Source organism: Pseudomonas sp. NPDC088890, assembly GCF_044900155.1.
Taxonomy (GTDB): domain Bacteria; phylum Pseudomonadota; class Gammaproteobacteria; order Pseudomonadales; family Pseudomonadaceae; genus Aquipseudomonas; species Aquipseudomonas urmiensis.
Genome location: NZ_JBJDNG010000009.1, coordinates 191,403 through 218,339, shown reverse-complemented (window position 1 = coordinate 218,339; position 26,937 = coordinate 191,403). Strand labels below are relative to the sequence as shown.

Sequence of the window (26,937 nt, the reverse complement as noted above, 5' to 3'; positions counted from 1 at the left end):
CGCGAACCAGGCCCCCGCACCTGCAATGGACAAATACACCCCCCGCCAGTGGCTGCCCCACGAAAAACCCAGCCTGCCCGGCTCTCCGTCGACGCCCCTGCACCCCCCAGGCACACGCCTGGCCTACGGCGCCGTCGGCTTGCTGGTGGCGATCACCGGCGGCCTGGGTAACGCGCTGGTCACCGCCAACCTGACCTTCCTGCAGGGCGCACTGGGCGCCACCACCGCCGAAATGGCCTGGCTACCGGCGGCGTTCGTCATGACCAACGTGTCGATGAACCTATTGCTGGTGAAGTTCCGCCAGCAGTTCGGCCTGCGCGCCTTCACCGAGGTGTTCCTGGTGCTCTACGCACTGGTGACCTTCGCCCACCTGTTCGTCAACGACCTCAACTCGGCGATCGCCGTGCGGGCCGCGCACGGTATGGTCGGGGCCGCGCTGAGCTCGCTGGGCCTGTACTACATGATCCAGGCCTTCCCTGCGCAGTGGCGCTTGAAGGCCATGGTATTAGGCCTTGGCGCCTCGCAGTTGGCCGTACCGCTGGCCCGGGTGTTCTCCGAAGATTTACTGCAAATCGCCGAATGGCGCGGGTTGTACATGTTCGAGTTGGGCTTGGCATTGGCCGCATTGGGCTGCGTGTTGCTGCTCAAATTGCCCCCAGGTGACCGTTTCAAAACCTTCGAGCCGCTGGATTTTCTCACCTTCTCGCTGATGGCCAGCGGCACCGCCCTGCTCTGCGCCGCCCTGTCGTTGGGGCGTATCGACTGGTGGCTGGATGCGCCCTGGATCGGCGTTGCCCTGGCAGCGGCGATCGCGCTGATCTGCGCGGGCCTGGCGATCGAGCACAACCGCAGCAACCCGTTGCTGATGACCCGCTGGCTAGGCAGCGCGGCCGTGATCCGCCTGGCCTTGTGCGTGATCCTGATCCGCATGGTCACCTCCGAGCAATCGACCGGCGCGGTGGGCTTTCTGCAAACCCTGAACCTGGGCAACGAACAACTGCGCAGCCTGTACTGGGTGATGTTGCTCGGCGCGGTCGCCGGACTTGCCACCAGTGCCCTGACCATCAACCCCAAGCACCTGGTGATGCCGCTGTTCGTCTCGCTCGCGCTGATGGCCAGCGGGGCGTTCATGGACAGCAGCTCAAGCAACCTCACCCGCCCTGCGCAGATGTACCTGAGCCAATTCATGCTGGCCTTCGGCAGCACGTTCTTTCTCGGCCCCTCGATGGCCCTGGGCATCAGCCATGTGCGCGCCAACCCGCGTAACCTGGTCAGTTTTTCGGTGATGTTCGGCATCTGTAACAACCTCGGCGGCTTGATCGGCGCGGCCTTGCTGGGCACCTTCCAGACCGTGCGCGAGAAATTTCATTCGAGCAACCTTGCCGAACAGTTGAGCCGCCTCGAACCGCTGGTCAACGCCAGGGTGCAAAGCGGCGGCAGCGGCTATGCCGGGATCATCGCCGACCCCAGCCTGCGCAGCGAAGTCGGCACCCGCCTGTTGGCCAATGCCACCACCCGCGAAGCCAATGTGCTGGCCTACAACGATGTGTTCATGTTGATCGGCACGATTGCCGTACTGACCATGTTGTGGATCTTGCTACGCAGCCTCTGGGTCTGGTACACGACTCGCACAGCACGCCCTTCCGACACCACCAGCGGCGCCCGAACCTGATGACTCAAGAGACACCGACCACCTCCACCACCGCCATCGCCGAAACCCCGGAAGGCCTCACCCCGCCCAACGAACCGAGCAGCCCCGCACGTTCGCGGCGAGTACGCGTGCTGTCCTCGATGACCTTTGCCGGCGTGGCCATGGCCGGTATCTTGCTGGTGCTCTACGCCTGGCGCCTGCCGCCTTTCAGCAGTGCCATCGAAAGCACCGAGAACGCCTTGGTGCGCGGCCAGGTGACGATCATTGGCCCGCAACTGGCCGGCTACGTCGTCGAAGTGCCGGTGCACGACTTCCAATTCGTCAAGGCCGGCGACCTGCTGGTGCGCCTGGACGACCGCATCTACAAACAGCGCCTGGCCCAATCGATTGCCCAGTTGCAACAACAGCAAGCGGCGCTGGCCAATAACCTGCAACAGCGCAACAGCGCCCAGGCCACCATCGCCCAACGCCAGGCGGCGATCGCCGATGCCGCAGCGCAGGCCGACAAGAGCCAGGCCGACCTGCGCCGCAACCAGGCGCTGGTCAGCGACGGGTCGGTGTCGCGCCGCGAGCTGGACGTCAGCCGCGCCAGCCACGCCGCTGCGCAAGCGAGCCTGGCGCAAGCCAAGGCCGCCCTGGAGATCGCCCGCCAAGACCTGCAAACCGTGATCGTCAATCGTGCAGCGCTAGAGGCTTCGGTAGAGAGCGCCAAGGCCGCCGTGGAGCTGGCGCGCATCGATCTGGACAACACCCGGGTAACCGCGCCGCGTGACGGCCAGCTGGGGCAGATCGGCACGCGTCTGGGGGCTTATGTCAATTCCGGGGCGCAGTTGATGGCGCTGGTGCCCGACGCGCGCTGGGTGATCGCCAACATGAAGGAAACGCAGATGGCCAAGGTGCGCATCGGCCAACCGGTGAGCTTTACCGTGGATGCCTTGGATCACTTGAAACTCTACGGCCATGTGCAGCAGATCTCGCCAGCCTCTGGCTCAGAGTTCGCCCTGTTGCAGGCCGACAATGCCACCGGCAACTTCGTCAAGATCGCCCAACGGATACCGGTGCGGATAACGGTCGACGCCGATCAGCCCGAGGCACGACAGCTGCGCCCGGGGATGTCGGTGGTGGTCAGTATCGATACCCGTGAGCACGCAGAACAGGCGCATCCCGCTCACGATTGAGCATTGCCCGCTGGCGCTACCGGCGTAGCGTCACGTACGGTGCGGCGGTCGATCAGGCGCACGCGCAACCAGCGGGTCAGTGGCAACTCGACCAGCCGATAGACCGCGATCGCCACTGCGCAGCACAGGCCAATGCTCACCGGCACCATCACATAAGCCAGCACGCCCGGCGCATCGAACACGTGGAACACCTTGTTGAACACCTTCAGCACGTACGGGTGAAACAGGTAGAGCGAGTAACTGGCGTCCCCGATCAGCACCAGCAGCTTGGGCAAGCTGGTTCGCGACAAGCCCACCACCAGGCTGATGACGATGATCGCAGCCGGTATCCCGCGCCCCACGCCACGCCCGGCGTCCTCGCCCAGGCTGGCCGACAACGGCATGTAGGCCAGGGCGAGCAAGCCAATCAATACCAGCGCGGCGCGCCCAGCCGAGCCGCCCGGCGCTGCACGCCAGGTCGCGGTGCGTGCATACAATGCATAACAGCCCATGCCCAGGACGAATTCGAGCAGAATCTGCTGGGTATAGAACCTGGCCAACAAGCTCTCGAAGGTCAGCCATTGACCGAGCATGACCAACCCCAGCAGCAAGCCCGAGCAGATCAACAACCGATAACGATGACTGACCGCCATGGACAGGGCGAACACGGCGTAGAAGAACATCTCGAAGTTCAGCGTCCAGCCCAGGTACAGCAGCGGCTGCACGAACTCGCCCTTCTGGTAGGGAATGAACAGCAACGACTTGACCAGGCCGGTCAAGTCCGCTCGGGTATTGTCCAGCAGGCTAGGCAATACCAACGCCACGCAAAACACACCGATCGTACCCAACCAGTACAACGGCACCACCCGAATCAGGCGCTTGGTAAAGAAATGGCTGCCTGACTGGGTGGTGACCATGGCCATGATGAAGCCACTGATGACAAAGAAGATATCTACGCCCCAATCGCCATTGCGAAACAGCGGCAGGTGGAAGAACACCACCGCCAGCGCGGCGATGGCGCGCAGCATTTGGATACTGTCCAGCTTGTCAGCCGGAGCCTGGGCAACGGAGGTCATGGCCACTTCCTTTCAGTCAGCCTGGGAGGCGGTAGCGCGACGTAGCCGGTTCACGACTCCAGCACCGGGCTTTTGTTCGCGGGTCTGTTGGCAAGTGCGCGACCAAGGTTCTGGCCGGTCATTTCCACGTAGCGGTAAGTGAACATCGACACCAGCACCACCATCGCCACTACCAGCAACGCCACCAGGTTGTTAAGCAGTGCATTGCCGGTATCCAGGTAACGCGTGCCGTCGATCATCGGCGCGATATCGATGCCGATCAGCTTCTTGATCAGCATGAACGCCGACACCACGCAAAACAGGATCGCCGCGTGGGTGAGGTAAATGGAGTAGGACAACTTGCCGAACAAGGCAAACCAGCGCCCGGTCAACACGCGTGATACTGCGCCACCGTCAAAGGCGTAGATCAGGATAATGCTGCCGAATAGTGGGCTGGCGACCAAGGCCTTGGCTTCAAAGTCGCTGACCACGAACAGCAAGGCGGCCGCTACGGCAATCACCTCCAGCAGCGACATCAGCCAGAAGCCGGGGCGTTCGAAGTGGGCAAGCTTGAGGTACAAGGTGTAGATCAGGCAGCCGGTGAAAAAGTACGCCAAGCCGCGCAATGCCTCGAGGGTGAAGAAGCCATTACCCACATGCATCAGCCCCAGTGCTGCCACCACCAATGCCGCCCACACCCATTGGCGCAGGCCAGCGGCAATGCTCAAGAGCAAGGCGAAGATCATGTAGGTGTAGTACTCGATGCTGATGCTCCAGGACGGGTAGTTGAACGACAAGGGATTGGTCCAATGGGTCCAGGACTGCAGCAACAGTGCATTGGGCAGAATTTCAGCAGGCGCATAGCGCTCGGTAAACGGCGCATTGTTGAAATCCATGCCCTGTTGAAAAGCAATATAACGACCGCCTTCCAAAACAATGAACACCGCCAACATGAACAGGTGCAGGGGCAACAAGCGGAAGGTGCGCGAAATAAAGAACCGGCGAAAGTTAAACTGCGCGCTATTGCCGTAAGCGTGCGCCAGGACAAATCCACTCAGCACAAAGAAGAACGCCACGAACACTTCGGCATGGCGAAAGAACGCCAGCTCGGTAAAACTGCCACTGACCCGCAGGTGATAGCCGACCACCGACAGGGCAAACAGGCCGCGGAAGCTGTCCAACGAATGGAAACGCCCTTGCGCGCTCATAGCCAAGCCCTTTCCTTATTATCCCTTCTGGATCAGGTCTCACGAAGCCTTGAAAAAACCGGCGCCAGGCTTTTGGCTTCGCGGTTGATCACGGAAATTTCGCTAGACGATGTCACGTTAGCATCACGCTAATAAAGAGCAAGGACCGCTCATGCCAAGTTAATTTGACGCTTTAACGCGTCAAAAAAACGCGGCGTAAAAAACTGAAATCAAATCCAACAATTAAATATAAAAGCAGTCCATCAGCGCTGGCGTAAAGCGCCTACCGTTTATCGCATGCAACACCGGCGCTATACCATTGAAGGTTAAGCCGTCTATTGTTGAGCAGCAGATAATGGCCCAAGGCCATTTCACTAATGCGTAACCCATCCAGTCAAAGCAAGGGCTCGTATGAAACGTACGCTGGCAGTTTTGATCTGCGCATTCAGCGCCCTGGCCCAGGCGGCGCCCATGCGTTGGGGCGATATTCGCGATGGCAGCCTGTACCTGCAGCCGGCACGCGCCGATAGCGTGCGGGTCAGCTGGGTGCCGGCCTGGCAGACCAACGCCAACGAAGAGCGGCTGTACCTGCTCGATGGCCAGGGGCAGTTGCGTGGCGAACGCTTCATTGCCTCCAGCGAAGGCCGTGGCCAGCAGGTCTGGGCGTTGCCAGCCAGCGCCGCCGCCTACCGCCTGGAGGTACCTGGCTACAGTTTTCGCAGCTATCGTATCGAGCACGACGACAACACCGTAGCGCTGTTCGCCCCGACCAAGGTGCACTTCAGTGCCGAAACGCCCAACGGCGTCGAGCTGTACTTCAAAGTCGCTGCCGGTGAGCGGGCGGTGCTGGCAGGCAAGTTCTTCGGCGGGGTCAACAGCCTGCAGGCCGAGCGCCTGGGCGACCGTACCCAGGTCACCCTCAAGCTCAAGCCCTACAAGGACTATCCCCGCTACGACCAGACTGCCTTACCGGTCAGCGCCACCGAACAGGTCTGGCGCTTGCGCCTGCACGGCAGCGGCAAGGCAGCATTCTGGCTGGACGGCACGGCCAACCTGTTCGCCCAACGTGCGCAGCATTTGCAGCCACTGCGCCAAGATCCAGGGCGTGCCGAACTGCAGCTGCACAAGGACATGCTCGGCCCCACCCCGCGCCTGGGCCTGGCCCTGCCCTACCTATTGCCACCGCCGGCCAGCCGGGGCGCCCTGGAGACGCTCAAACCACGCGCTGGCGGTTTCTATACCGCAGTCGACATCCTCGCCAACCGCCCGCATTACGAAGATGCCTTCAGACGCTTCTACCTTGAGCAAGCCGGCATCGACATGAACATCACCCTGATGGTCGCCAGCCAACGCCGTAATGACCTGCACGCCAACAGCCAGAGCCTGGCCGGTCTGGACGCCTGGCTGGCGGCCACCGTAGCCCTGGGCGGCAAGGGCACGCACTACCTGTCGTTTGCCGACGAGCCCAACTACAACTACTCCGACTACGCCACCTACAAGCGCTACTTCGACGCCATGGACCGTCACGTACGCGCCTACCCAGGCGCGCGCGAGGCCGGGGTGCGGATCGCCATGCCGGCCAGCTCGCGCTTCGTCAACGGCCCGTTCACCGCGCGCGGTGAGCAGCACCGCGGGATCGATTGGGCGCGGCGCATGCTCAGTGAGTCCGAGCCGCAGATCGACGCCCTGGCCTGGCACGAGTGGATGGTGCGCGACCTGCTGGCTACCCGCGTCTACCGCGACAGTGTGCGGCGCGCCGCTGAAGTGGTCGGTGTCAACGCCGATGGGCGGCCACGCAAGGCGCTGCTGCTCGACCAGACCAACATTTCCCCAGGCCCCAGTGTCAGCCCCTACGAACAGGAAACCCACTTCGCCTCGTTATGGTGGGCCTCGGTGGCGATCAATTCGGCTCAGGATGGCCTGCTCGACATGATCAACTGGTTCCAGGCGGCAGATGATCCCGACCACATGAAGGGCATGATTCGCCTGCCCGGCCCAGACCGCTTCGAACTGAAACCAGTCGGCCTTGCCCAGCAGTTCATCCAGGCGCACTGGCTCGATCAGGTGCAACGGATGGACAACAGCGCCTTCGAGGTCGACGCCCTGGCCATGGCCCGCGACCGCCAGCGCAGCGTGCTCGGCGTGAACAAGGCTGAGCGTCAGCAACACGTGACCCTGCAAGGTGCCGGTCGCGCCTGTCCTTCACTGCGACTGTTCGGCCCCGACAGCCGCAGCCGCCCGGCAGCGGTGGATTGCACGGGGGGACAGATTCACTTCAACGTCCCCGCCCAGACCTTGTTCGCCCTGAGCTGGCGAGTGTCCTGAGCCTGCTCCTGAACAGCACCCTGAGGCGCTCATTCAAGCGCTGCAGCGCACGGGTGGCGGGTGAACTGCGCGGGTGGGTATGAATGAGGCTGGGGTTAGCCGCAAAACTACCCTGCACTGCGCGCAGCAACGCTTTGCCAACTGTGTCCCGATGCCGTCTTGCCACGATTGCGCCCCTCTAGCGCGTGGGTTTTAATCCCGACCCACCGGTCATTCCGGCATCTTTTCGCACTCCGCTATTCAAGGACGCACGACCATGTACAGGACGCTCGTACCGCTGGCGCTAATGGCCACCCTGGCCGGTTGCTCGGACACCAAGGACGCCACCGAAGCCAACTTCCAGCAAGCCGCCCAAGCCTACCTCGACACCCAGTACCCGCATTGTTTCGTGGTTAGCTCGTTCCCGACCAAGACCAAGGACTTCGACGTCAACGGCACCAACAAGGCCCTGCATGCCCTGGCCCAGGTGGGTGTGGTCAGCGAGAAAGAGATCTCTCGCACTGAAGTCCCCGAGCGCCTCTGGCAGCCAGCGCGTACCGACATCTACTACGCCTATGACCTGACTGACGAAGGTCGCAAGTACTACAAGGCCGATGGCCAGAAGCTGATGAATGGCAAGACCGTCGGCGGGCTGTGTTTTGGCAAGGCGCAGGTGACCGGGATCGATCAGTACACTGAACCGGGCGAGATGATGGGGCAGAAAATCTCGCGGGTGACCTACGCCTACACGATCACCGACCTGCCGCCGTGGACGGCCAATGATGGCGTCAAGGCCAACATCTCTGGGTTGGACAAAGTGGTTGCCAGTGCCCAGGCACCCTTGAAGGAAACCCGCGCGATGGTGCTGACCAGCAACGGCTGGGTGCATGAACGATTGATTGCCAAGTGATGCCCAGGGCATGAGCGCCGCTGTGCGGCGCTCGATGTCAAAAGCCCAGGGCAACGCCCTCCCTCACAGCCACCAGGCCAGCACCACCGGCAACCAGACAAACGACAACACCGTCGAACACATCACCAGGTTCGCAACCTGCTCCGGCGAGCGTTTGGCGCGCACCGCCAACAGGTAGTTGAACACCGCCACCGGCATCGACGACTGCACCATCAGCACCGCCTTCTCCATGTGCTCAAGCCCCAGCAGCGCCCCCACACCCCAGCCCACTGCCCCACCCAGCACGATGCGCAGGCCGCCGAGCAACATGCCGCTGCCGACGTGATGCAGGCGAATGCTGGCCAGCGACACACCCAAGGTCAGCAGCATCAGCGGGATGGTCATGCCCCCCAGCAGATCTGCGGTATTGGCCAGCCAGCGCGGCAGCTCCAGGTTGAAGAAGATGATCGGCATCGCCCCGACCAGGCTGATCACGATCGGATTGCGCAGCATCGCCTTGATCGAGCTGGCGTTACCGGAAAGCACAATACCCAGGGTGAACTGGAAGATCGACAAGGTCAGGAAGAACGCCACCGCCAGCGCCAGGCCATGCTCGCCAAACGCATACAAGCTGACCGGCAAGCCCATGTTGCCGGTATTGGGGTACATGAACGCCGGTAGCAGCACCCGCCAGTCCCGCCCGCACAGACGGCTGACGATGACGCCCGCCAGGGCCATGCCTGCCATGCACAGCACACAAGCCAGGGCCATGCTGGTGAAGGCGCTCTGGTCCAGTTTGGTGCGGCTGAGGGTCGACAAGACCAAGGCGGGGGTGCCGACGGTCATGACGATGCGGGCGATGAATTCGGTCGGGTAGTCGATACCGCTGCGGGCCCAGGCATAGCCGATGCCTGCGACGATGAACACCGGAGCCAGAACAGCGAACAGCGAAGCCAGCATGCAGCATGCCCTCCGTGGCGATCAGACTGATCGGCCGAAAAGTCAGCATTATGCCGCACCCTCGCCACCGCGGCGCAAGCCCGCCCCTACCCAATGCCTCAAACTCTGTAGGAGCGTGCTTGCGCCGCGATAGCGATGAATCGGTCAACCCTTCAACCCGGGAACAAAAACGGATTGATACTGCTGCGGGCATACCCTTCGCGCTCAAGCTCAGCATCCAGCAGCAAGGATGCAAGGTCATCGGCGACCGGCTCCAGCCCCTGATCATGCTCGTAATAAAACACCTTCAGGTAACTTTCGCAGTCGCCACAGCTCTCGGCCTTCACCGCGCTGTCCTGGCGATCCAGCGACCAGTAGTCGAGCTTGCCGGTGCTTTCACAGTTGCTGCACTTGGCTCGCACCATATGCCAGCGGCTTTCGCACAATCCACACTGCAAGTAACGCAGGCCGGCCCGCTTGCCGGTGAGGATCACGCTGGCCAGCGGCGCACTGCTGCACACCGGGCAATACTGGCGCTGCTCGCCGACAGCCGCCTGGGCGCTGGCCGGCAAGGCTGCGGCAAGCTGGCTGAAGTAGAGCATCAGCGCCGCCCAGAAGAACACCGCCTGGCCACTGCCGACCTGGTCGTAGCGACCGTGCAGCAAATGCTCTGCGCAGGTTTCTCGCTGCTCGGCAGTCATGCTGGCAATGCTCTGCAATGCGGCCGCCACGGGCGCGCTGGCATCGGCCGTGAGGTACTCCAGCAACTGCTTGAGCAGCGCCTGCCAATAGGCCGAACGCGGCAGGCTGCGCACATCCAGTGGCGCGCCCTCGCCTACCCGCCCTGCCAGTGTCTGCAGCTCTTCGTCGGGCACCGGCAGGCTGTCCAACAGCGCCTGCTGGGCCTGGGCAATGCGGGCAGCGAATGCCAGGTACGCAGCCTGGTCATGGCCCTCGGCCAACTGGCGCAAACGCGCCGCACGCTGGCCGTAGTGGTTGCGCAGCTGCGGCAGCAACAAGGCGCTGATCTCGCCCACGCCGCCGCTGGCCTGCTCCACGGGGGTCAACTTGATGCTGCTCATTTCTTGTCACTCTTGGAAATCTGCTGGTACCAGCGGTCGTGGTGCGATTTGGCCCAGCTACGCGACACGTAGCCGGTGACCATACCGCGGATCGAACCCTTGACCCAGAACGCCAGGTAGGCGTGGCCAATGATCAGCAAGATCAGCGAGATCCCGGCCACGGCATGGGTGAACAGCGCGATGCGAATCAACGGGATGCTGAAATAGTCGGCAAACCACGGCCGCCAGATCACCACGCCACTGAGCATCAACAGGCTGATCAGGCCCATGATTCCCCAGAACAGGATCTTCTGCCCGGCGTTGTATTTGCCGATCTGCAAGGGCTTGCTGTGATCGCCCGCCAGCACCGTCTTGACGTTACGAAACCAGATCGCGTCCTGGCGCTCGGGCAGGTTGTACTTCACAAAGCGCACGAACAGGAACATCAACACCACGAACACCACCACCCCCAGGAACGGGTGGAGGATGCGCGCCAGCTGTGGCGTGCCGAACACACCGTTGAGCCAGTTCAGCGACGGGAAGAACCACGACAGCCCCGACAGCGCCACCATGAAGAAGCAGATGACCATGAACCAGTGGCTGGCGCGGTCGATGAAGCGGGTCCGCAGGATCAGTTTGTCCTTGTTCATCATGCGCTCTCCTTCTCATCTTCTTCGACTTCGTTAGGGCCAACGCCGATGTAGTGGAACACCGTACCGGCGAGGGTGGCGAAGAACGCTGCCGCAGCCACTGGTTTGAGCCAGCCCTTCCAGCCTTCGATGGCGCCGCTGATGCGCGGATCGGGGTTGAGTTTGTGGTACAGCTGCGGCTTGTCGGCGTGTTGCAACACATAGAACACATGGGTGCCGCCCACCGCTTGCGGGTCATAGATACCCGCGCCGGCAAAGCCGCGGCCGTGCAGCTCGGTCACGCGCTCCTCGGCCTGCACCAGCATGTCGGCCTTGCTGCCGAAATTGATCGCACCGGTCGGGCAGGTCTTGACGCAGGCAGGTTCCTGGCCGACCGTCACCCGGTCGACGCACAGCGTGCATTTGTAGGCCTTGTTGTCTTTCTTGCTGATGCGCGGCACATCGAACGGGCAACCGGCGACGCAGTAACCGCAGCCAATGCAGTGCTCGGACTGGAAGTCGACGATGCCATTGGCGTACTGGATGATCGCGCCCGGTTGCGGACAGGCCTTCAGGCAGCCAGGGTCGGCGCAGTGCATGCAGCCGTCCTTGCGGATCAGCCACTCGAGTTTGCCCGCCTCGTTCTCGTGCTCGTCGAAGCGCATCAAGGTCCAGGTGTCGGCGGTGAGGTCGGCCGGGTTGTCGTACACACCGACGTTATGGCCGACCTCGTCGCGCAGGTCGTTCCATTCGTTGCACGCGACCTGGCAGGCCTTGCAGCCGATGCAGATGCTCACATCGATCAGCTTGGCCACCTCGGCCTGGTGATCGCGCGCACGCGGCGCCGGGGTGAACGCGTGGGTCGCCGAACGGCGGATGATGTCTTGGGATTGCAGGGACATGTCAGTCGCTCCGTCAGGCCTTTTCCACGTTCACCAGGAACGCCTTGTATTCCGGGGTGTTGGTGTTGGAATCACCGATGCCAGGGGTCAGGGTATTGGCCAGGAAGCCCTTGCGGGTCGCGCCTTCATAACCCCAGTGGCACGGGATGCCGATGGTGTCGACCGGCTGCCCGTCGATTTGCAGGCGGCGGATCCGCTTGGTCACCACCGCCTTGGCCTTGATATAGCCCCGCTTGGTACTGACTCGCACCAGGTCGCCTTGAACGATGCCCTTTTCCTTGGCCAGCACTTCACCGATCTCGATGAACTGCTCGGGCTGGATGATCGCGTTGAGCTTGGAGTGCTTGGTCCAGTGACGGAAAAGCTCGGTGATCGAGTAGGTGGTCGCTACGTAAGGGAATTCTTCACGGTCGCCCATGCGCGCCCGGTCACTGTCGTACAGCCGCGCCGTGGGGCTCTTGCTGACATTGGGGTGCAGCGGGTTTTGCGCCAGCGGGCTTTCGGTCGGCTCGTAGTGTTCCGGGAACGGCCCATCGTTCATGGCGCCGACCGAGAACAGCCGGCCCACGCCCTCGGGGAGCATGATGAACGGATTGGTCTGGGTGCCCGGGGCGATGTTGACCGGGAAGTCGGGCACATCGATGCCGCTCCAGCGGCTGCCGTCCCAACCGATGACCTTACGCTTGGCATCCCACGGTTTGCCCTGCGGGTCGGCCGAGGCACGGTTGTAGAGAATCCGCCGGTTCTGCGGCCAGGCCCAGGCCCAGCCTGGGGTGCAGCCCAAACCGCTGTCGGCATTGTCGCGCCGGGCCATCTGGTTGCCGGCCTCGGTCCAGGAACCGGCAAAGACCCAGTTGAAGCACATGGTGCTGCCGTCGTCGCGCAGCTGGCCGAAGTTGTCCAGCAACTGGCCCTTGCGCAGGATCAGGTTGCCCTTGTCGTCGCGCAGGTCGGCCAGGGCGTAGCCGTTGGACTCCTTGGCCACTTCTTCCGGATCAGGGTCGTAGGGGTTCTTGTAGTCCCAGGCCATGTTCAGCACCTGCTCGGGGCACGCCCCGCCTTCGTTGCGATACAGCTCGCGCAGCTTCATGAACAGGTGACCGAGGATCTTGCCATCATGCCAGGCTTCGCCGGGCGGCGCGGCGCCTGCCCAGTGCCATTGCAGCCAGCGCCCGGAGTTGACGATCGAGCCGTTCTCCTCGGCAAAGCAACTCGATGGCAGGCGGAACACTTCGGTCTGGATCTGCCCAGGATCGACATCGTTGGACTCGCCGTGGTTCTGCCAGAAGCTCGAAGTCTCGGTGGCCAGCGGATCGATGATCACCAGGAACTTGAGCTTGGCCAGCGCCTGGGCAGCCTTGTTCTTGTCCGGGAATGCAGCGATCGGGTTGAAGCCCTGGGCGATGTAGCCGTTGACCTTGCCTTCGTACATGCGGTTGGAGAAGTTCAACACGTCATAGCTGTCGTCCCACTTGGGCAGCCAGTCAAAGCCCCAGTCGTTGTCGCGGGTAGCCTTGTCGCCGTACAGGCTCTTCATCAAGCTGATGAAGAACTTGGGCGTGTGCTGGTAGTAGTTGACCTGGTCGGGCAGTTGGGCACTGGGGGTGGTCTGCTTGAGGTAGGTGGCAAGCGTGGTCTGCTCATCGGACGGCAGGTTCATGTAGCCCGGCAGGCGCTGCGAGAGCAGGCCCAGGTCGGTGTAGCCCTGGATGTTGGAGTGCCCGCGCAGGGCGTTGACGCCGCCGCCGGCCATGCCGATGTTGCCCAGCAGCAGCTGGATCATCCCCGAACCGCGGATCATCTGCGCGCCGGTGGTGTGGTGGGTCCAGCCCAGGGCATAGAGGAAGGTCGCGGTCTTGTCCGGCGCGCTGGTACTGGCCATGATCTCGCAGATTTCCAGGAAGTCGTCCATGGGCGTGCCGCAGATCTGGCTGACCACTTCTGGGGTGTAGCGGCTGACGTGCTGCTTGAGCAGGTTGAACACGCAGCGTGGGTGGCTCAGGCTCAGGTCGCGGCGGGCATGGCCGTGCTCGTCCAATTCATAGGCCCAGGAGCTGCGGTCATAGCGTTTGCTCTTGGCGTCGTAGCCGCTGAACAGGCCATCATCGAAGCTGTAGTCGCTGCGCACGATCAACGAGGCGTTGGTGTAGGCGCGCACGTATTCGTGCTGGATGCGATCGTGGGTCAGCAGGTAGTTGACCATGCCCATCAGGAAGGTGATGTCGGAACCGGCGCGCACTGGCGAGTAGATATCCGCCACCGACGCGCTGCGGTTGAAGCGTGGGTCGACGACGATGACCTTGGCGCCGTTGCGAATCTTCGCCTCGATCACCCACTTGAAGCCCACCGGGTGCGCCTCGGCCGGGTTGCCGCCCATGATCAGCACGACGTTGGCGTTCTTGATATCGACCCAGTTGTTGGTCATCGCGCCACGGCCGAAGGTCGGCGCCAGGGCGGAAACGGTCGGCGCGTGGCACACCCGCGCCTGGCTGTCGGTGCCGAGGATGCCCAGGGCACGGGTGAAGCGCTGGTCGAGCGAGCCGGTTTCGCTGCTGGCTGCCGAAGAGCAGAGCATGCCGGTCGACAGCCAACGGTTGACGGTGACGCCCTTGGCGTTCTTCTCGATGAAGTTGGCGTCGCGGTCATCCTTCATCAGCCGGGCGATACGGTCGATGGCGTAGTCCCAGCTGATCCGCTGCCATTTGTCCGAGCCTGGGGCGCGGTACTCGGGGTACAGCAGGCGTTGTTCGCTGTGGATATAGTCGACCAGGCCGGCGCCTTTTGGGCACAGCGAGCCGCGGCTTACGGGATGGTCGGGGTCGCCTTCGATGTGGAAGATCCGCGCCTTGGCGTTTTTTGCGCCATCGCCCAGGCTGTACATCAGGATGCCGCAACCGACCGAGCAATAGGTGCAGTTGTTGCGGGTTTCCTTGGCGCGCAGCAGTTTGTACTGGCGAGATTGGCTGGCATTGGCCACTGCCGGGCCGAAGCCGAGCGAAACAGTGGTGGCTGCCGCCGCACCGGCGGTACAAAGTTTGAAGAACTGTCGTCTGCCAAGTGCCATGAATTTCTCCTCATGCAGGCCCGGGTTAATCACAGGCAAGTAGGCGCGGTGGCGTGGGCCACTCTGTTATGAAGTGTGAAAAAGTGCGTGGACGGCGTGTTAGGCCGACGCGGCGTTAGTTGCGAAAGTCGGCGGCGTACTTTTCGCGGGCCGCCTGCTCCGACAAAGGTCGCGTGGCATTAATGGACGCTACAACCCAAGTAGGACGGGCTTGGCCGCGAAGAAGCCGGCTAAATTTCTACCCGCCCCATGCGTCAAATCAGCACGCGCCCGCCATTGTAATGACCCTACAACAAGTGAGCCAATTGACCCGTTCGATCATTTGATAAGTTTTATCGATCAACGGGCTGATTAGCTAAAATAATTGCTGACTGTATTGATCTGGATCAAGAAATCGCTCAACCCTGTAACTAAGCGTGCAACTCAATACGACCAAAGTAGGTGGCTGAATAATTCTCACTTTCGCAGTAGATATTTAAAAGCATCGTCTTTAGTTAGACTTTTGGGGTAATGGTCTTGGACTCTTGGGCTGCGAGCTTATCCATTGGATGTGGCGGTGCCATTGGCCCCTTCCGCCCTTACGGCGGGTTACTTTTTTTCAGGCGAAAAAAAAGTAACCAAAAAATTCTGCGCTCCACAATCAGTCCCGCCCGTGGCGGGATCCCCTCGCTCCGGTGCCTTCCGGGCCCGCGCGGCCTCCTGAAGTCGCGAAGTTAGTGGCGGCGCCTGGGCTGGCGTTATCTGGCGATAGTGCCAATTGTGGTAGATGTTCCGGCCTCTTCGCGACGGTTCGGCGCCCCGACAAGCCCGCTCCCACAGGCTTCGTGGGGTTCGCAGTATCTGCGTGGTGTCAGTGCTGGCTCAACGCTGAACTGAAATCTGTGCGGTACCTGTGGGAGCGGGCTTGCCCGCGAAGAGGCCAGAACAAACACCACAAAATAGCAATTCAAACCTTGGCTTTGGCTTCTGCGAGAGCGCAGCGATTCGCCTGCTCTTGATCTTCGTGCGCGTAATTGCAGGCGCCGCAGATTCGCGACTTCAGGAGGCTGAGCAGAGGTGCCTGGAGGGCCAGGTGCGTTAGCACCCTTCGGCGCAGCCGAAGGCGCGAGATGTAGATTTGCGCAGCAAATCGTAGGCCGCGCGGGCCCGGAAGGCGCCGGCGCGAAGGGACCCGAAGCGCAGCGCAGGGCCGTATGTAGGAGCGAGCGGTTTTGCTTACTTTTCCCAAGAGAAAAGTAAGCCGCCGTAAGAGCGGAAAGGTGAATCAGCGTCGACAACAAAAATGGATATGCTCAAAAACCAAAAACCAAAACTACCGCCGCCGCAACGTCTCAGACGGCAACTCCCCAAACCGCTGCCGATAACTCTCCGAAAACCGCCCCAAATGCATAAACCCATAATCCATCGCCAACTCCGTCACACTGCGCACCGAGCAACTCGAATCACTCAAACACTCATGCACCCGCTCCAACTTACGCTGGCGCACATACTGCTTAGGGGTAGTCCCCAAATGCCGATCAAACAACACATAAAACGACCGCAAACTCATGCAAGCCTGCTCCGCCAACGCCTCAGCCGGCAACTCCAACTTCAGGTTGCGCTCGATGTAGTCCAAGATCCGCTCCAGGCTCGCCCCCGGCGCCCCAAGGCTCTCACGGCGGATGTTGGTACTCATCAAGGTCAATAATTTGCTCGCCACGATCTGGCTGTAGTGCCCCTGCACCCGCGGCAACGGGTCACTGACCTCAGCCTCATGACAGACCATTGCCAGCAAATTGACGAAGCCATCGAGCTCTTCCAACCGATAATGGTTGCGCAAGAACCGCACCCCACCACTGGGCCGAGACCAACGCTGCTCATCGCAAATCGAATCGAGCAACCGCGTCGGCACCTTGAGAATGAATTTCTCGCAATCTTGCGAGTACGTCAGGTCAACGGGATCATCCGGGTTGATCAGCAGCAGCTCGCCCGGCACCAGGTGATGCTCGCGCTGCGGCCCGCGCCACAGGCAGTTGCCGTTGAGCAGCACCTGCAGGTGATAGATGGTTTCCAGCGCCGGTGAGGTAACCCGCACACTGCCGCCATAGCTGATCCGGCACAGGTCCAGCTCGGCGAATTTGCGGTGGCTCAGACTGGCCTGGGGATGGGTGGTGCGCGACAGGCCGATGCAGTGCTGGCCGACATGTCGATTGACATAATCGGAAACAGCATAAGGATCAGCATGATGGAACACGCTGCTGCGCTCGCTCAACAGGCGGCTTTCCATAGGCAAGGCACTCGGCTCGTTATTGTTCTGGTCGCCGCTTTCTACAGGGCACAAGGCCCGTGGTCGCGGTCGTTCACGGTCATTCTATAGGGCCGGTTGCAGGTGACAGCGGGCAAGTGACAACCGGTGGCTTGCTCACACACTAAGCAATATGGCGGGGGTTAGGCAATGCGACCTAGGCGAAGGGCGGGCGGATAGCGGACAGCATAGGGCATGTGATTGTCCGATTATCGAACGCTATTGCGCTGCAGCAGTACCGGCCTTTTCGCGGGGGCAAGCCCGCTCCCACAAGTGCGGGCCTGTAGATAGATGTCGCTGTGTGCATATCTGACATTGCGGGGTGTCCTGGCCTCTTCGCGGCCCGCTGCCCCAAGGGGCTGTGCTGGCACAGCAAAAAACCCACTGCAACATAGATCCCTGTGGGAGCGGGCTTGCCCGCGAAGAGGCCAGCCGAGCATACCCATCTATCAGTGCACAGCGCCCTCTGGCCGCCCCGCCCAGCCCTGGCTGCGTGCGCGAAACTGCCTCGGCGCAATGGCGAACAACTCACGGAAACGCCGGTAAAAATGCGGAAAACTGACAAAGCCACTGGCCACCGCCACTTCAGTCAGCGACTTGCTCGTATGCTGCAACAGCTGCCGCGCATGGGTCAGGCGCAGCTCCAGATAATACCGGGGCGGCGTTGCCTGCACATGGCGGCGGAACAACCGCTCCAGGTGGCGCCGTGACAGCCCCGCATGCTGCGCGATCTCATCGATGCCGATAGGGTCTTCGATGTTGGCATGCATCAATTCCAGCGCCAACCGCACCCCACGCGGTAGCGTTGGGTCTATATCCGGCGCTGCAGCCGGCATATCACTCAACACCCGCGAACGATCGCAAGCCAGCATTTGCTCGACCGCCCGGCGCAAGCTTTCACCGCCACTGTGTTCGAGCAAGCCAAGCATCATGTCCAGCGCACTGCTGGCCCCCGCGCAGCTCATACGCCGCCGATCCAGCACATGCGCCTGGCGGCTGACCCGCACCTGCGGGAACAGCTCGTTGAGCATCGCACGGCCATCTGGATGAAACGCGCAGTCGTGATCGTTGAGCAGGCCTGCCTCGGCCAGAAAGTACGCTCCATTCCACAAACCACCCAACAGCGCCCCATGCAGATCGGCTTGGCGCAGTTTGCCGCGCAGCAGGGGGCTGCTTTCCAAGCGAACCCGAAAACCGCCACACACCAGCAGCACATCCAGACCCTGCCCTTCGAGATCGGCCAGGGCAGTATTGACTGGCAGGGCAATTCCCAGGTCGCTCATGACCTGGGCGCCCTCGCCCACCACCTGGATCTGGAACAGCGGCGTGGCGCTCATCAGGTTAGCGGTGACCAAGCTGTCCATGGCCGCTGTAAAGGCCATCATGGAAAAGTGCTCACGCAAGACAAACGCCACCCGCCGACATGGCAGGGCCAAGGCCGTGCGGCCAGCCGGATCGAGGTGGGCCAGGTTGCTGTTCTTCAATACGCTTTCGAAATGACTCATGGCTCAACTCCACCGCCAGCCTGTGCCCCGGCATTACCGGGGCGGATACAAACGACCGTTACTTGCTCGCCTGGCTGGCGGCGCCGCGGGCGGCCAACAGCCATTGGTCGAACTGCTGGCGATGGGCTGCGACCCATTCCTTGGCGTGACGCTCGATGTCGGCGGGTTTCTTCTCGCCCTGCTGCATCTTCAAGTTCTGCGCACTTTCGTCAGCGGTAGTGAGCTGCATCAGCGAGAGGAACGTGGCAGCGGCCGGATTTTCCTCGGCGAAGTCTTTGTTCAGCACCGCTTCAACCTTGTCCACGGCAAAACCGAGGTTCTTGCCTTGGTACAGAGTGTCGACCGTGTTGTTGCCATCGGGCAGATCGGTTTTCGGCACCTCCAGCCAGACCACGTCCTTGTCTTCCACCAACACCGTGGAGATCCACTGCGGCACCCAGGTGAAATAGAGGATCGGTTTGCCTTCCTTGTAACGGGTGATGGTGTCGGCCATCAGGGCGAAGTAGGAGCCCTGGTCGACATGTACGGTTTTGTCCAGGTCATAGGCTTTGATGTGGTGGGAGATCACCAGCTCGCAGCCCCAGCCCGGGTTGCAGCCAGTCAGGTTGGCCTTGCCGTCGCCGTCGGTGTCGGTGTCGGTGTCGGTGTCGGTGTCGAACAGCTTGGCGATTTCGGGCTTGTTCAGGTCGGTGATGTACTTGATGTTGTGCGCTTGCGCGGTTTTCTTGTCGATCAGGTAACCCTGGAGCACGCCGGGCATGATGTCGCCGGCCTTGACCATCACCTGATCGCCACCGGCCTGCTGGTAGAACTTGTCGTGCAGCTTGTCCCACAGGTGCACGGTGAAATCGGCATCGCCGTTGGCCAGGGCGACCATCATCACCCCGTACTCGGTTTCTTTCGGCTCCTGGACCTTGTAGCCCAACTCGCGCAGACCGTACATAGCGACTTCGCCACGGAAGCGCTCTTCAGCGATCGAAGGGAAGATCGGCGTGACCTTGACGCCCTCGCCCGGCCGCTCGGCCGAGGCGTTGGCGCACAGGGCGGTAGCGACCAGAGACAGCGCGCAGGCGCATTGCAGGATACTGCGGGAGAACTTCGATTCGGACATCGTCGCGTACCTTCTTCTGCTTGTTGTGTTCACGTGCGGCAGTTCGAATGTGTCAGTCTCAGGCGGTCTTGCGCCGCTCTGCGTGCCCTGCGCCAAACAGGCGCAGGGCCAGGCCGACAGGCCCTGTGTGGTACCAGCGCAGGCTCGGGTCGGCACTGCTGCGGGCGCCCATGGCCTGGGTCAGGCGGTCGAGGAAGATCGCCAGCAACACCAGGCCCATGCCACCGACCGTGGCCAGGCCCATGTCCAGCCGGCCAATGCCGCGCAGGACCATCTGCCCCAAACCGCCGACCGAAATCATCGAGGCGATCACCACCATCGACAGCGACAGCATCAGGGTCTGGTTGAGGCCGGCCATGATGGTCGAGGTGGCCAGCGGCAGTTGCACCCGGGTCAGCATCTGCCGGGGCGTGCAGCCAAAGGCACGGGCGGCTTCGATCTTGTCTTCCGGCACCTGGCGAATGCCTAAGTTGGTCAGGCGAACCAAGGGCGGCAAGGCAAATACGATGGTGACCAACACCCCAGGCACGTTGCCGATGCCGAACAGCATCACCACCGGCACCAGGTAGACGAACGCCGGCAGCGTCTGCATGGCATCGAGCACCGGCCGCACCACCTGCTCCAGGCGATTGCTGCGCGCACAGAAGATGCCCAGCGCAATGCCGATCACGGCGCAGAACAACACCGAGGTCAACACCAGCGCCAGGGTGGTCATCGACGCCGACCACACGCCGATCAGGCCCAGCAGGGTCAAGGTCACAAAACACAATAGGGCCATGCGCTTGCCCGCCAGCTGCCAACCCAGCAGGGATGAAAGCAGGATGCCGATGCTCGGCGGGATGCTCTGCAAGATCATCTCGATGCCATTGAGCACCTGGTCGATCGGCCAGCGAATGGCGCGGAACACATCGCGAAAGTTGTGCACCAGGAAGTTAAGGGTGGCTTGCACCCAGTCACCCAGCGGTATGGTGGCCGACTGGAACGGGTCGAGCAGACTGAATTCGGACATTAGGGCTTACCTCGGCAAGGGTCGCTGACGCTCAGTGGCGGCTCAGGGTCTGCAGCAGCTGGTTCTTCGACAAGGTGCCCTTGAGCGCACCCTCGCGGTCGAGGACCGGCACCGGGTACGGCAGCGTGGCGGCGATATCCAGCACCTCGTGCAGCGGCGTGTCGGTGTATACCGGTTGCCGTTCGTGCAGGCTGTAGCGATCAGTGGCCGCGACGCCGTCGGGAGCGGTGTCGACCACCCCCAGCAGTTGCCCGCACTCGTCTACCAGGTAGCCGAACGGCACCCCGGCCCTGAAGCGTGGCGCCTTGCCGTTGACCCGGCAGACCAGCTCGGGGTCGAACTTGGCGACATCGCCGGCTTTGAGCACGCGCGAGCTGTCAAACCCCTTGAAGAAGGTGCGCACGTAGTCGTTGGCGGGCTGGTTGATCAGCTCTTGCGGGGTGCCGATCTGCACGACTTTGCCGCCTTCCATGATCGCGATGCGATGGCCGATGCGGATGGCTTCTTCGATGTCGTGGGAAATGAAGATGATGGTGCGTTGCTGCTCGGCCTGCAGGCGGATCAGTTCGCTTTGCATTTCACTGCGGATCAGTGGGTCGAGGGCGGAGAAGGCCTCGTCCATGAGCAAGATGGTCGGATCGTTGGCCAATGCCCGGGCCAGGCCAACGCGTTGCTGCATGCCGCCGGACAGCTGGTGCGGGTAACTGTGCTCGTGCCCGGCCAAGCCGACCTGGCTGAGCGCTTCGCGAGCACGGCGAAGGCGCTCCTGCTCGGCGACCCCGGCGATTTCCAGGCCAAAGGCGCTGTTTTGCAGCACGCTCATGTGTGGCATCAAGGCGAAGGATTGGAACACCATGCCCATTTCCTTGCGGCGCACATCGAGCAGCTCCTTGTCGGATAGCCCGGTGATTTCCCTGCCGTTGAGGTGGATGCTGCCAGCGGTAGGCTCGATCAGGCGGTTGAACAGCCGCACCATGGTCGACTTACCGGAGCCGGAGAGGCCCATGATGACGAAGATCTCGCCGCGTTTGACGGCAAAGCTTGCATCGAACACGCCGACCACATGGCCGGTCTTGCTGAAGATCTCATGCTTGTCGGCGCCTTTGCGCAACATCTGCATGGCCAGGTCCGGGTTGGGACCAAACACCTTGAAGATGTTGCTCACCGAGAGAATTTCATCGGCCTGCTTCATACGACCCTCTTTTATTATCTTTATAACCAAATTCACACTGCGCACTGGCACGCCGTGCAGGCGTTGAATGTCAGTACGAGGACGCTTGGCAGTCGTTCAAATCGGAACGTTGAGTCAACCCGGCACGCAGAAATTCCTGCTGTAAAATTATCGACATCGATCGCTTCAATGCCGCGCCGTTGAGTTAACGTTAGGCCTCGGCGAATAGCGGGTCCAACGACATTTGTAGGGCGCTAACCATTACCTGGGGTTATCAATATGGCCAGGGCGGCGATCGTGGTTTACCACCTCACTGCTTAATCGCTACAGTGGCCAGCCCGCCCCGCTGACAGCAAGGACCTGATCTGCCCTCATGGTCAAACACACCGAGCCCGATCAGACCCTGATCAAGATGCCGTCGCTACGCGCCGTGAAGGTGTTCGTCGCGGCCGCCAAGTATCAGAATTTCACCCGCGCTGCCGAAGCGTTGTGCGTGACCCAGGCGGCCGTCAGCCGGCAGATTCGCGAGCTGGAAGCGCACCTTGGCGCGCAGCTGTTCACCCGGGTAGGCCGCGCCGTTGAGCTGACCGTGGCCGGTTCGATTTTCTTCGATGCAGTGCAGTTATCGTTCGTCAATATTTCCCAGGCGGCCGAGCGCATTCGCAGCAACACCACCACCAAGCACGTGGTGACCCTGTGCTGCTCGCCGGCGTTCGCCAACCTCTGGCTTGCGCCGCGCCTGCCGCTGTTCTTCGAACAACACCCAGACATCGACATCAACCTGATCACCACCCAGAACTTTCTGTCGATGGAGCCTGGGGTGCGTCCGGACATCTTCATCACCAAGCTGGGCAAGATCCACGACGGCTACCGCTGCCTGGCGCTCAACCATGATGTGGTCTACCCGATCTGCTCAGCGCAGTACCTGGAACAACACCCTGAACTGTGCACGCTGGAAAACATCCGCGATGCGGCACTGCTCAACCTCAGCCCCTACGGCCGCTCGCAAGTGGCCGAGCATGTCGACTGGGACGTTTGGCTGGCCTTTCACAATATCGACCTCAAGCGCCGCGCCAGCCAGGCGCCGCACTACTTCAACGCCAACGACTACAACCTGCTGGTGCAGCTTGCGCAGAATCATCAAGGGGTGGCGCTGGGCTGGCATCATCTGGTTGCAACCCTGGTCGAGCGCGGCCTGTTGGTGCGGCCGGTGCCGCATGAGCTGGTGCTCAAGGATACCTTCCACTACCTGGCCTTCAACGAAGAGAAGGAGCATGACTCCAGTTGCCGGCGCTTACGCGATTGGTTGCTGGGGCAGTACCAGCAGCCTGGAGAGCACCAAGCGGATTAGTTGCCTCTGAGGCGCTGACTGACACAACCTGAAATCATCCGACTACGCCACTGGGCAATTTCCCCGACAAACCCGCTACGGCTTCTGCTAAAACGCCCCTCATGTCAACGCTCCTGCTCAATCATCTCAAACGCCGCTGGCTCAGCTGGCTGTGCGTGGCCCTGCTGTTGGTCGGCCTACCGACCGGCTGCGCCGTGCTGCAACACAAAGAGCGCGAACTGGTGTTTCGCATCGAACCCGGTAACGCCAGCTGGTTCCACGGCCTGCCGGCAGGCGTCCAGGAACTCCAATTGCGCCCGCGTAGCTTCGCCGACAATCAAAGCCTACACGCTTGGTGGTGGCCGGCGCGGCGCGCCGATGCCCCCGCCATCCTCTACCTGCACGGCGTGCGCTGGAACCTCACCGGGCAGCTGTTTCGTATCGAACAACTGCATGCCATGGGCTATTCGGTGTTGGCCGTGGATTACCGCGGCTTCGGCCAGAGCCGGGGCGATCTGCCGTCGGAGGCGACCGTCTACGAGGATGCGCGCATCGCTTGGGAGCGCTTCGCGCAACTGCAGCCAGACCGCGACAAGCGGCTGATCTTCGGCCACTCGCTGGGCGGCGCGGTGGCCGTTGAGCTGGCCGCAGAACTGGCGCGCCAGGCGCAGAGCGCCGGTGCTCCCGCTGCCGCTCGTGGCTTGATCCTGGAGTCGACCTTCACCTCCCTGGGCGATGTCGCCGCCGCAGTGGCTGACACCGCGCTGCCGGTGCGTTGGTTGCTGTCGCAGAAGTTCGACTCGATCGACAAGATCAAGGATGTCGGCATGCCGGTGTTGTTGGTGCATGGGCAAGATGACCGATTTGTCCCGCCGCGCTTCAGTGAGCAGTTGTATAAAGCGGCGCAGGAGCCCAAGAGCTTGTTACTGGTACCGGGGGCGAGCCATAACAACAGCATGCGTTTGGCTGGACAGCGTTATCAGCAGGCGATTCGCGGATTGCTTTGATAGCGATACGAGGGGCTCTGAGGTCTCACTGAACCGGCAAGAAATTCATCAGCAACAAGCTCTGCGCATAATTCAGGCCAATCCGCCGATAGCGCTCGTCGAGCATCTGTGCCAGCAGATCCAGGCGCGCGACGATCTTGCCGAACTCCACGGCAAAACTCAGGTTACTGCCCTCCTCGGAAATCTCATTGGAAAACAGCAGCAACACGCCATTGGCATCCTGGCGTTGGCTGAGCATCCAGGTGGCCTTTTCGATGTTGCGCGCGGCGTTGTTGACGAACAGCGGGTCAATCGCATCGGTCATGTAGAACTCGGTGCGCCCGCCGTGGGCAGTGATGATCATGCTGCCAATGGCGTAGATGAAGGCGCCCACCCGATCGCCCCGGAACTCGGGGCTCAAGGCATAGCTCAAGGCCGCCAGGTCACGCCGCTCGCCCAGCTGCGCCAAGGGCTGGCGCTGCTCGATCGCCACTCGAATCTGCCGCTCGGCGGTAGCGGCATCGAGGTAGCCGGACTGTTTCCACTGGCTGGGATTGCGCAGGTAGAGTTTGTTCATCAGCAGGTACAAACTCTGCAGATTGTCGCGCATCGACAGCGTGGCCATGCGGTCGACGCTGGTCTGGAACAACTCGCTGGGCTTGCCGTCACCGAACTGGCTGACGATGTCGCGCCCCTGTTGCTGGGTGCAGGCGCACAGGGCGATCAGGGCGCCTGCCAGCAGCAGGCGCGAGCAATGTCGGGAGACTGGGACAACCATTGGCACCGGGGTCTGAGATCAACGACGGGGCCGGGGATCGGCTCAGCCTGACCAGACATAGAGCGCGGAATGTTGAAAAAGTGCAGTGAAGGCCACGCATCACATCGCGTGGCGCAACAGCTCCAGCACCTGGGCATGCAACGCCGGATCACCACAGGCCACCACACAACCGCCGTTCTGCGCCGAGCTACCGTCCCACGCAGTAATCACCCCGCCCGCCCCTTCGATGATCGGCATCAGTGCCTGCACGTCATACGGCTGCAGGCTGGCCTCGACGATCACATCGACAAAACCAGAGGCGAGCATGCAGTAGGCGTAGCAATCACCGCCATAGCGCATCAAGCGCGCCTGGCCAGCCACCGCCTCGAAGGCCGCCTTACGTGCCGGGGTATCGAACATGTCGGGCGTGGTGCACATCAAGGTCGCCGAGGCCAGGTCGCTACAGGCGCGGGTCTTCAGTGCAGCGTGGCCCAGCCAAGCGCCTTCAGGGGTACCGACGAAGCGCTCGCCGGTAAACGGCTGGTTCATCACCCCCACGCGCGGCCGCTCACCGTCGTTCAAGGCTATCAGCGTGCCCCATAGCGGCAGGCCGGTAATGAACGCGCGGGTGCCGTCGATCGGGTCCAGTACCCAGGTCAATGGGCTGCTGCCGACTGCCACGCCTTGCTCTTCGCCAAGAATGCCGTGCTCGGGATAGCGCGCCTGGATCAACGCACGCATGGCGTCTTCCGCCGCTTTGTCGGCCACGGTCACGGGGTCGTACAGGCGTCCGCCTTTGTCCTCGACGTCCAGGCTGGCTCGGAAATACGGCTGGATCGCCGCAGCGGCGGCATCGGCCAGCTGTTCGGCAAAGGCGCGGAATTCGCCAATCTGTGCAGCGCTCAGGGACATAGGGCAGGCCTCTTGGAGTGATGAGGGCCGCATCATACCCGACGCTGCCCGGCTCGGTCAGGTCCGATCACGGCACATCCTTCTCCAGCGAGCGCCACAGCTCGCTCATGGTCGGGTTGCTGTTGCCGGTTGCCTTGAACGACCAGATTTCCAGCTCCGCACACCAGTGTGCGCCGCCCGCGTGCACCAGGCGGCCGGCGGCTAGTTCATCCTGCGCGGCCGATTCCGGCAGCCAGCAGATGCCATAGCCCTCGCGGGCCATCCGCGACAGGTGCATGGCCAAGTCAGCTGGCCAAGCGCTGCGTTAACCTAAGCCCTGCCACGCGGTGCTGAGGCAGCCGTGTCCCCGGGCGGGCTGCTAACATGCACCTGGCGCCGCACCGATCCAGCGCAGGCGAACCTTGCCCTCGATAAGGACAACCCCATGCTTTGCAAGCCAGTCGCCCTAGTACTCGCCGCCGGCCGCAGCCAACGCTTTGGCGGCGACAAGCGGCAACAGCGCTTGAGCAATGGCCTGACCCTGCTGCAATCGAGCCTGTTACTGCCTTGCGCGGTGTTCGAGGAAGTCTGGCTGGCCTTGCGCGAGGACGATTCGGTGCCGCTCGACCTACCGAGCAAGGTCCGTATCGTCCAGTGCGCCAGCAGCCGGCTCGGTCTAGGTCATAGCATCGCCGCCAGTGTCCAGCGTATCAGCGCCGTTTCCGAAGGCCAGGCGCTGGCAGTGTTTCTCGCCGACATGCCGTTCATCCACGCCAGTACCCTGGATACCCTGCTCGCCAGCGCTGCTCCTGATCGAATCTGCCGCCCCGCCTACCAAGGCAAGACCGGTCATCCAGTCATATTCGGCCGCGACTTCTGGGCCGAGCTCAGTCAGCTTGCCGGCGACAGCGGCGCGCGTAGCGTGGTCCAGGCGAACAGCCACGCAGTGCACACGCTGACGGTCGATGACCCGGGAGTATTGATCGACATCGATCGCCCCAGCGACGTGCCGCCGGCGCAGAGCGTCTAGACTGAAAGTGGGATTGGCGCGCCAC

General features: G+C 62.1%; 22 protein-coding genes. 7 read left to right on the top strand and 15 right to left on the bottom strand.

Annotated elements, in window-relative coordinates:
* Positions 1-25: 25 nt before the first annotated feature.
* Together ACI2JX_RS19605 and ACI2JX_RS19600 are read left to right on the top strand one after the other, a co-directional pair.
* Positions 26-1,672, top strand: coding sequence for an MFS transporter (locus ACI2JX_RS19605; protein ID WP_404690798.1), 1,647 nt, complete (start codon positions 26-28; stop codon positions 1,670-1,672).
* Complete coding sequence (locus tag ACI2JX_RS19600) at positions 1,672-2,829, top strand: HlyD family secretion protein (protein ID WP_404690797.1); 1,158 nt, start codon at positions 1,672-1,674, stop codon at positions 2,827-2,829. Before ACI2JX_RS19605 ends, ACI2JX_RS19600 begins: the two co-directional genes overlap by 1 nt.
* Here ACI2JX_RS19600 and ACI2JX_RS19595 read toward each other — a convergent pair.
* The gene (locus tag ACI2JX_RS19595) at positions 2,820-3,884 is read right to left on the bottom strand and encodes an acyltransferase family protein (protein ID WP_404690796.1); all 1,065 of its coding nucleotides are present in this window, start codon (positions 3,882-3,884) and stop codon (positions 2,820-2,822) included. The two genes, ACI2JX_RS19600 and ACI2JX_RS19595, sit on opposite strands and share 10 nt — an antisense overlap.
* 50 nt (positions 3,885-3,934) lie before the next feature.
* Positions 3,935-5,071 carry an acyltransferase gene (locus tag ACI2JX_RS19590; RefSeq protein ID WP_264232991.1) on the bottom strand — a complete coding sequence of 379 codons (1,137 nt, stop codon included), beginning with the start codon at positions 5,069-5,071 and terminating at the stop codon, positions 3,935-3,937.
* 390 nt (positions 5,072-5,461) lie between these two features.
* Here ACI2JX_RS19590 and ACI2JX_RS19585 point away from each other — a divergent pair, with 390 nt between their 5' ends.
* On the top strand, positions 5,462-7,375 hold the full coding sequence (locus ACI2JX_RS19585) for a hypothetical protein (protein ID WP_404690795.1): 1,914 nt from the start codon (positions 5,462-5,464) through the stop codon (positions 7,373-7,375).
* A gap of 256 nt (positions 7,376-7,631) precedes the next feature.
* The gene (locus ACI2JX_RS19580; RefSeq protein ID WP_404690794.1) at positions 7,632-8,264 is read left to right on the top strand and encodes a hypothetical protein; all 633 of its coding nucleotides are present in this window, start codon (positions 7,632-7,634) and stop codon (positions 8,262-8,264) included.
* A 63-nt stretch (positions 8,265-8,327) separates the two neighbouring features.
* On the opposite strand, the gene ACI2JX_RS19575 is transcribed toward ACI2JX_RS19580, so the two are convergent.
* The 10 genes from ACI2JX_RS19575 to ACI2JX_RS19530 all read right to left on the bottom strand — a co-directional run bounded on the left by ACI2JX_RS19575 (position 8,328) and on the right by ACI2JX_RS19530 (position 21,939).
* The gene (locus ACI2JX_RS19575; protein WP_264232997.1) at positions 8,328-9,203 is read right to left on the bottom strand and encodes an AEC family transporter; all 876 of its coding nucleotides are present in this window, start codon (positions 9,201-9,203) and stop codon (positions 8,328-8,330) included.
* A gap of 152 nt (positions 9,204-9,355) precedes the next feature.
* Positions 9,356-10,264: a formate dehydrogenase accessory protein FdhE gene (fdhE, locus tag ACI2JX_RS19570; protein ID WP_264232999.1), complete on the bottom strand. Its 909-nt coding sequence runs from the start codon at positions 10,262-10,264 to the stop codon at positions 9,356-9,358.
* Positions 10,261-10,893: a formate dehydrogenase subunit gamma gene (locus ACI2JX_RS19565; RefSeq protein ID WP_186554611.1), complete on the bottom strand. Its 633-nt coding sequence runs from the start codon at positions 10,891-10,893 to the stop codon at positions 10,261-10,263. Before ACI2JX_RS19565 ends, fdhE begins: the two co-directional genes overlap by 4 nt.
* Complete coding sequence (fdxH, locus tag ACI2JX_RS19560; protein WP_186554525.1) at positions 10,893-11,774, bottom strand: formate dehydrogenase subunit beta; 882 nt, start codon at positions 11,772-11,774, stop codon at positions 10,893-10,895. The genes ACI2JX_RS19565 and fdxH overlap by 1 nt, the downstream gene beginning before the upstream one ends.
* A 13-nt stretch (positions 11,775-11,787) precedes the next feature.
* Positions 11,788-14,838 carry a formate dehydrogenase-N subunit alpha gene (gene fdnG / locus ACI2JX_RS19555; RefSeq protein WP_392466774.1) on the bottom strand — a complete coding sequence of 1,017 codons (3,051 nt, stop codon included), beginning with the start codon at positions 14,836-14,838 and terminating at the stop codon, positions 11,788-11,790.
* Between the two features lie 1,312 nt (positions 14,839-16,150).
* Positions 16,151-17,104, bottom strand: a complete 954-nt coding sequence (locus ACI2JX_RS19550) for an AraC family transcriptional regulator (RefSeq protein WP_264233006.1) — start codon at positions 17,102-17,104, stop codon at positions 16,151-16,153.
* Between the two features lie 467 nt (positions 17,105-17,571).
* On the bottom strand, positions 17,572-18,627 hold the full coding sequence (locus ACI2JX_RS19545) for a GlxA family transcriptional regulator (protein ID WP_404690793.1): 1,056 nt from the start codon (positions 18,625-18,627) through the stop codon (positions 17,572-17,574).
* Between the two features lie 58 nt (positions 18,628-18,685).
* The gene (gene proX / locus ACI2JX_RS19540) at positions 18,686-19,738 is read right to left on the bottom strand and encodes a glycine betaine/L-proline ABC transporter substrate-binding protein ProX (protein ID WP_404690792.1); all 1,053 of its coding nucleotides are present in this window, start codon (positions 19,736-19,738) and stop codon (positions 18,686-18,688) included.
* Between the two features lie 58 nt (positions 19,739-19,796).
* A complete protein-coding gene (proW, locus tag ACI2JX_RS19535; protein ID WP_404690791.1) occupies positions 19,797-20,747 on the bottom strand; it encodes a glycine betaine/L-proline ABC transporter permease ProW in 951 nt (316 codons plus the stop codon).
* 31 nt (positions 20,748-20,778) lie between these two features.
* A complete protein-coding gene (locus ACI2JX_RS19530; RefSeq protein WP_404690790.1) occupies positions 20,779-21,939 on the bottom strand; it encodes a glycine betaine/L-proline ABC transporter ATP-binding protein in 1,161 nt (386 codons plus the stop codon).
* Positions 21,940-22,291: 352 nt separating this feature from the next.
* On the opposite strand from ACI2JX_RS19530, the gene ACI2JX_RS19525 reads away from it, so the two are divergent.
* A complete protein-coding gene (locus ACI2JX_RS19525; RefSeq protein WP_404690789.1) occupies positions 22,292-23,269 on the top strand; it encodes a LysR family transcriptional regulator in 978 nt (325 codons plus the stop codon).
* 101 nt (positions 23,270-23,370) lie between these two features.
* Positions 23,371-24,255, top strand: a complete 885-nt coding sequence (locus ACI2JX_RS19520) for an alpha/beta hydrolase (protein WP_404690788.1) — start codon at positions 23,371-23,373, stop codon at positions 24,253-24,255.
* 25 nt (positions 24,256-24,280) lie between these two features.
* Here the strand turns inward: ACI2JX_RS19520 and ACI2JX_RS19515 are convergent, their stop codons facing one another.
* The 3 genes from ACI2JX_RS19515 to ACI2JX_RS19505 form a co-directional block, all read right to left on the bottom strand.
* The gene (locus ACI2JX_RS19515; protein ID WP_264233010.1) at positions 24,281-25,012 is read right to left on the bottom strand and encodes a hypothetical protein; all 732 of its coding nucleotides are present in this window, start codon (positions 25,010-25,012) and stop codon (positions 24,281-24,283) included.
* A gap of 99 nt (positions 25,013-25,111) precedes the next feature.
* Positions 25,112-25,903, bottom strand: coding sequence for a histidinol-phosphatase (hisN, locus tag ACI2JX_RS19510; RefSeq protein ID WP_404690787.1), 792 nt, complete (start codon positions 25,901-25,903; stop codon positions 25,112-25,114).
* Positions 25,904-25,970: 67 nt separating this feature from the next.
* Entirely contained in the window at positions 25,971-26,180 is a 210-nt protein-coding gene (locus ACI2JX_RS19505; protein ID WP_404690786.1) for a hypothetical protein, read from the bottom strand.
* A gap of 147 nt (positions 26,181-26,327) precedes the next feature.
* Here ACI2JX_RS19505 and ACI2JX_RS19500 point away from each other — a divergent pair, with 147 nt between their 5' ends.
* Complete coding sequence (locus ACI2JX_RS19500) at positions 26,328-26,912, top strand: NTP transferase domain-containing protein (RefSeq protein ID WP_368971910.1); 585 nt, start codon at positions 26,328-26,330, stop codon at positions 26,910-26,912.
* Positions 26,913-26,937: the final 25 nt, after the last annotated feature.

What these genes read in the sequence shown, in the direction of transcription:
- ACI2JX_RS19585 (WP_404690795.1), top strand. Translation starts at nt 5,462, where the DNA reads ATGAAACGTACGCTGGCAGTTTTGATCTGCGCATTCAGCGCCCTGGCC.
- ACI2JX_RS19605 (WP_404690798.1), top strand. Translation starts at nt 26, where the DNA reads ATGGACAAATACACCCCCCGCCAGTGGCTGCCCCACGAAAAACCCAGC.
- fdhE (WP_264232999.1), bottom strand. Translation starts at nt 10,264, where the DNA reads ATGAGCAGCATCAAGTTGACCCCCGTGGAGCAGGCCAGCGGCGGCGTG.
- proW (WP_404690791.1), bottom strand. Translation starts at nt 20,747, where the DNA reads ATGTCCGAATTCAGTCTGCTCGACCCGTTCCAGTCGGCCACCATACCG.
- hisN (WP_404690787.1), bottom strand. Translation starts at nt 25,903, where the DNA reads ATGTCCCTGAGCGCTGCACAGATTGGCGAATTCCGCGCCTTTGCCGAA.
- ACI2JX_RS19525 (WP_404690789.1), top strand. Translation starts at nt 22,292, where the DNA reads ATGGTCAAACACACCGAGCCCGATCAGACCCTGATCAAGATGCCGTCG.
- ACI2JX_RS19550 (WP_264233006.1), bottom strand. Translation starts at nt 17,104, where the DNA reads ATGGAAAGCCGCCTGTTGAGCGAGCGCAGCAGCGTGTTCCATCATGCT.
- ACI2JX_RS19500 (WP_368971910.1), top strand. Translation starts at nt 26,328, where the DNA reads ATGCTTTGCAAGCCAGTCGCCCTAGTACTCGCCGCCGGCCGCAGCCAA.
- ACI2JX_RS19505 (WP_404690786.1), bottom strand. Translation starts at nt 26,180, where the DNA reads ATGCACCTGTCGCGGATGGCCCGCGAGGGCTATGGCATCTGCTGGCTG.
- ACI2JX_RS19515 (WP_264233010.1), bottom strand. Translation starts at nt 25,012, where the DNA reads ATGGTTGTCCCAGTCTCCCGACATTGCTCGCGCCTGCTGCTGGCAGGC.
- proX (WP_404690792.1), bottom strand. Translation starts at nt 19,738, where the DNA reads ATGTCCGAATCGAAGTTCTCCCGCAGTATCCTGCAATGCGCCTGCGCG.
- ACI2JX_RS19530 (WP_404690790.1), bottom strand. Translation starts at nt 21,939, where the DNA reads ATGAAGCAGGCCGATGAAATTCTCTCGGTGAGCAACATCTTCAAGGTG.
- ACI2JX_RS19545 (WP_404690793.1), bottom strand. Translation starts at nt 18,627, where the DNA reads ATGAGTCATTTCGAAAGCGTATTGAAGAACAGCAACCTGGCCCACCTC.
- fdnG (WP_392466774.1), bottom strand. Translation starts at nt 14,838, where the DNA reads ATGGCACTTGGCAGACGACAGTTCTTCAAACTTTGTACCGCCGGTGCG.
- ACI2JX_RS19595 (WP_404690796.1), bottom strand. Translation starts at nt 3,884, where the DNA reads ATGACCTCCGTTGCCCAGGCTCCGGCTGACAAGCTGGACAGTATCCAA.
- ACI2JX_RS19575 (WP_264232997.1), bottom strand. Translation starts at nt 9,203, where the DNA reads ATGCTGGCTTCGCTGTTCGCTGTTCTGGCTCCGGTGTTCATCGTCGCA.
- ACI2JX_RS19590 (WP_264232991.1), bottom strand. Translation starts at nt 5,071, where the DNA reads ATGAGCGCGCAAGGGCGTTTCCATTCGTTGGACAGCTTCCGCGGCCTG.
- ACI2JX_RS19565 (WP_186554611.1), bottom strand. Translation starts at nt 10,893, where the DNA reads ATGAACAAGGACAAACTGATCCTGCGGACCCGCTTCATCGACCGCGCC.
- ACI2JX_RS19580 (WP_404690794.1), top strand. Translation starts at nt 7,632, where the DNA reads ATGTACAGGACGCTCGTACCGCTGGCGCTAATGGCCACCCTGGCCGGT.
- fdxH (WP_186554525.1), bottom strand. Translation starts at nt 11,774, where the DNA reads ATGTCCCTGCAATCCCAAGACATCATCCGCCGTTCGGCGACCCACGCG.
- ACI2JX_RS19600 (WP_404690797.1), top strand. Translation starts at nt 1,672, where the DNA reads ATGACTCAAGAGACACCGACCACCTCCACCACCGCCATCGCCGAAACC.
- ACI2JX_RS19520 (WP_404690788.1), top strand. Translation starts at nt 23,371, where the DNA reads ATGTCAACGCTCCTGCTCAATCATCTCAAACGCCGCTGGCTCAGCTGG.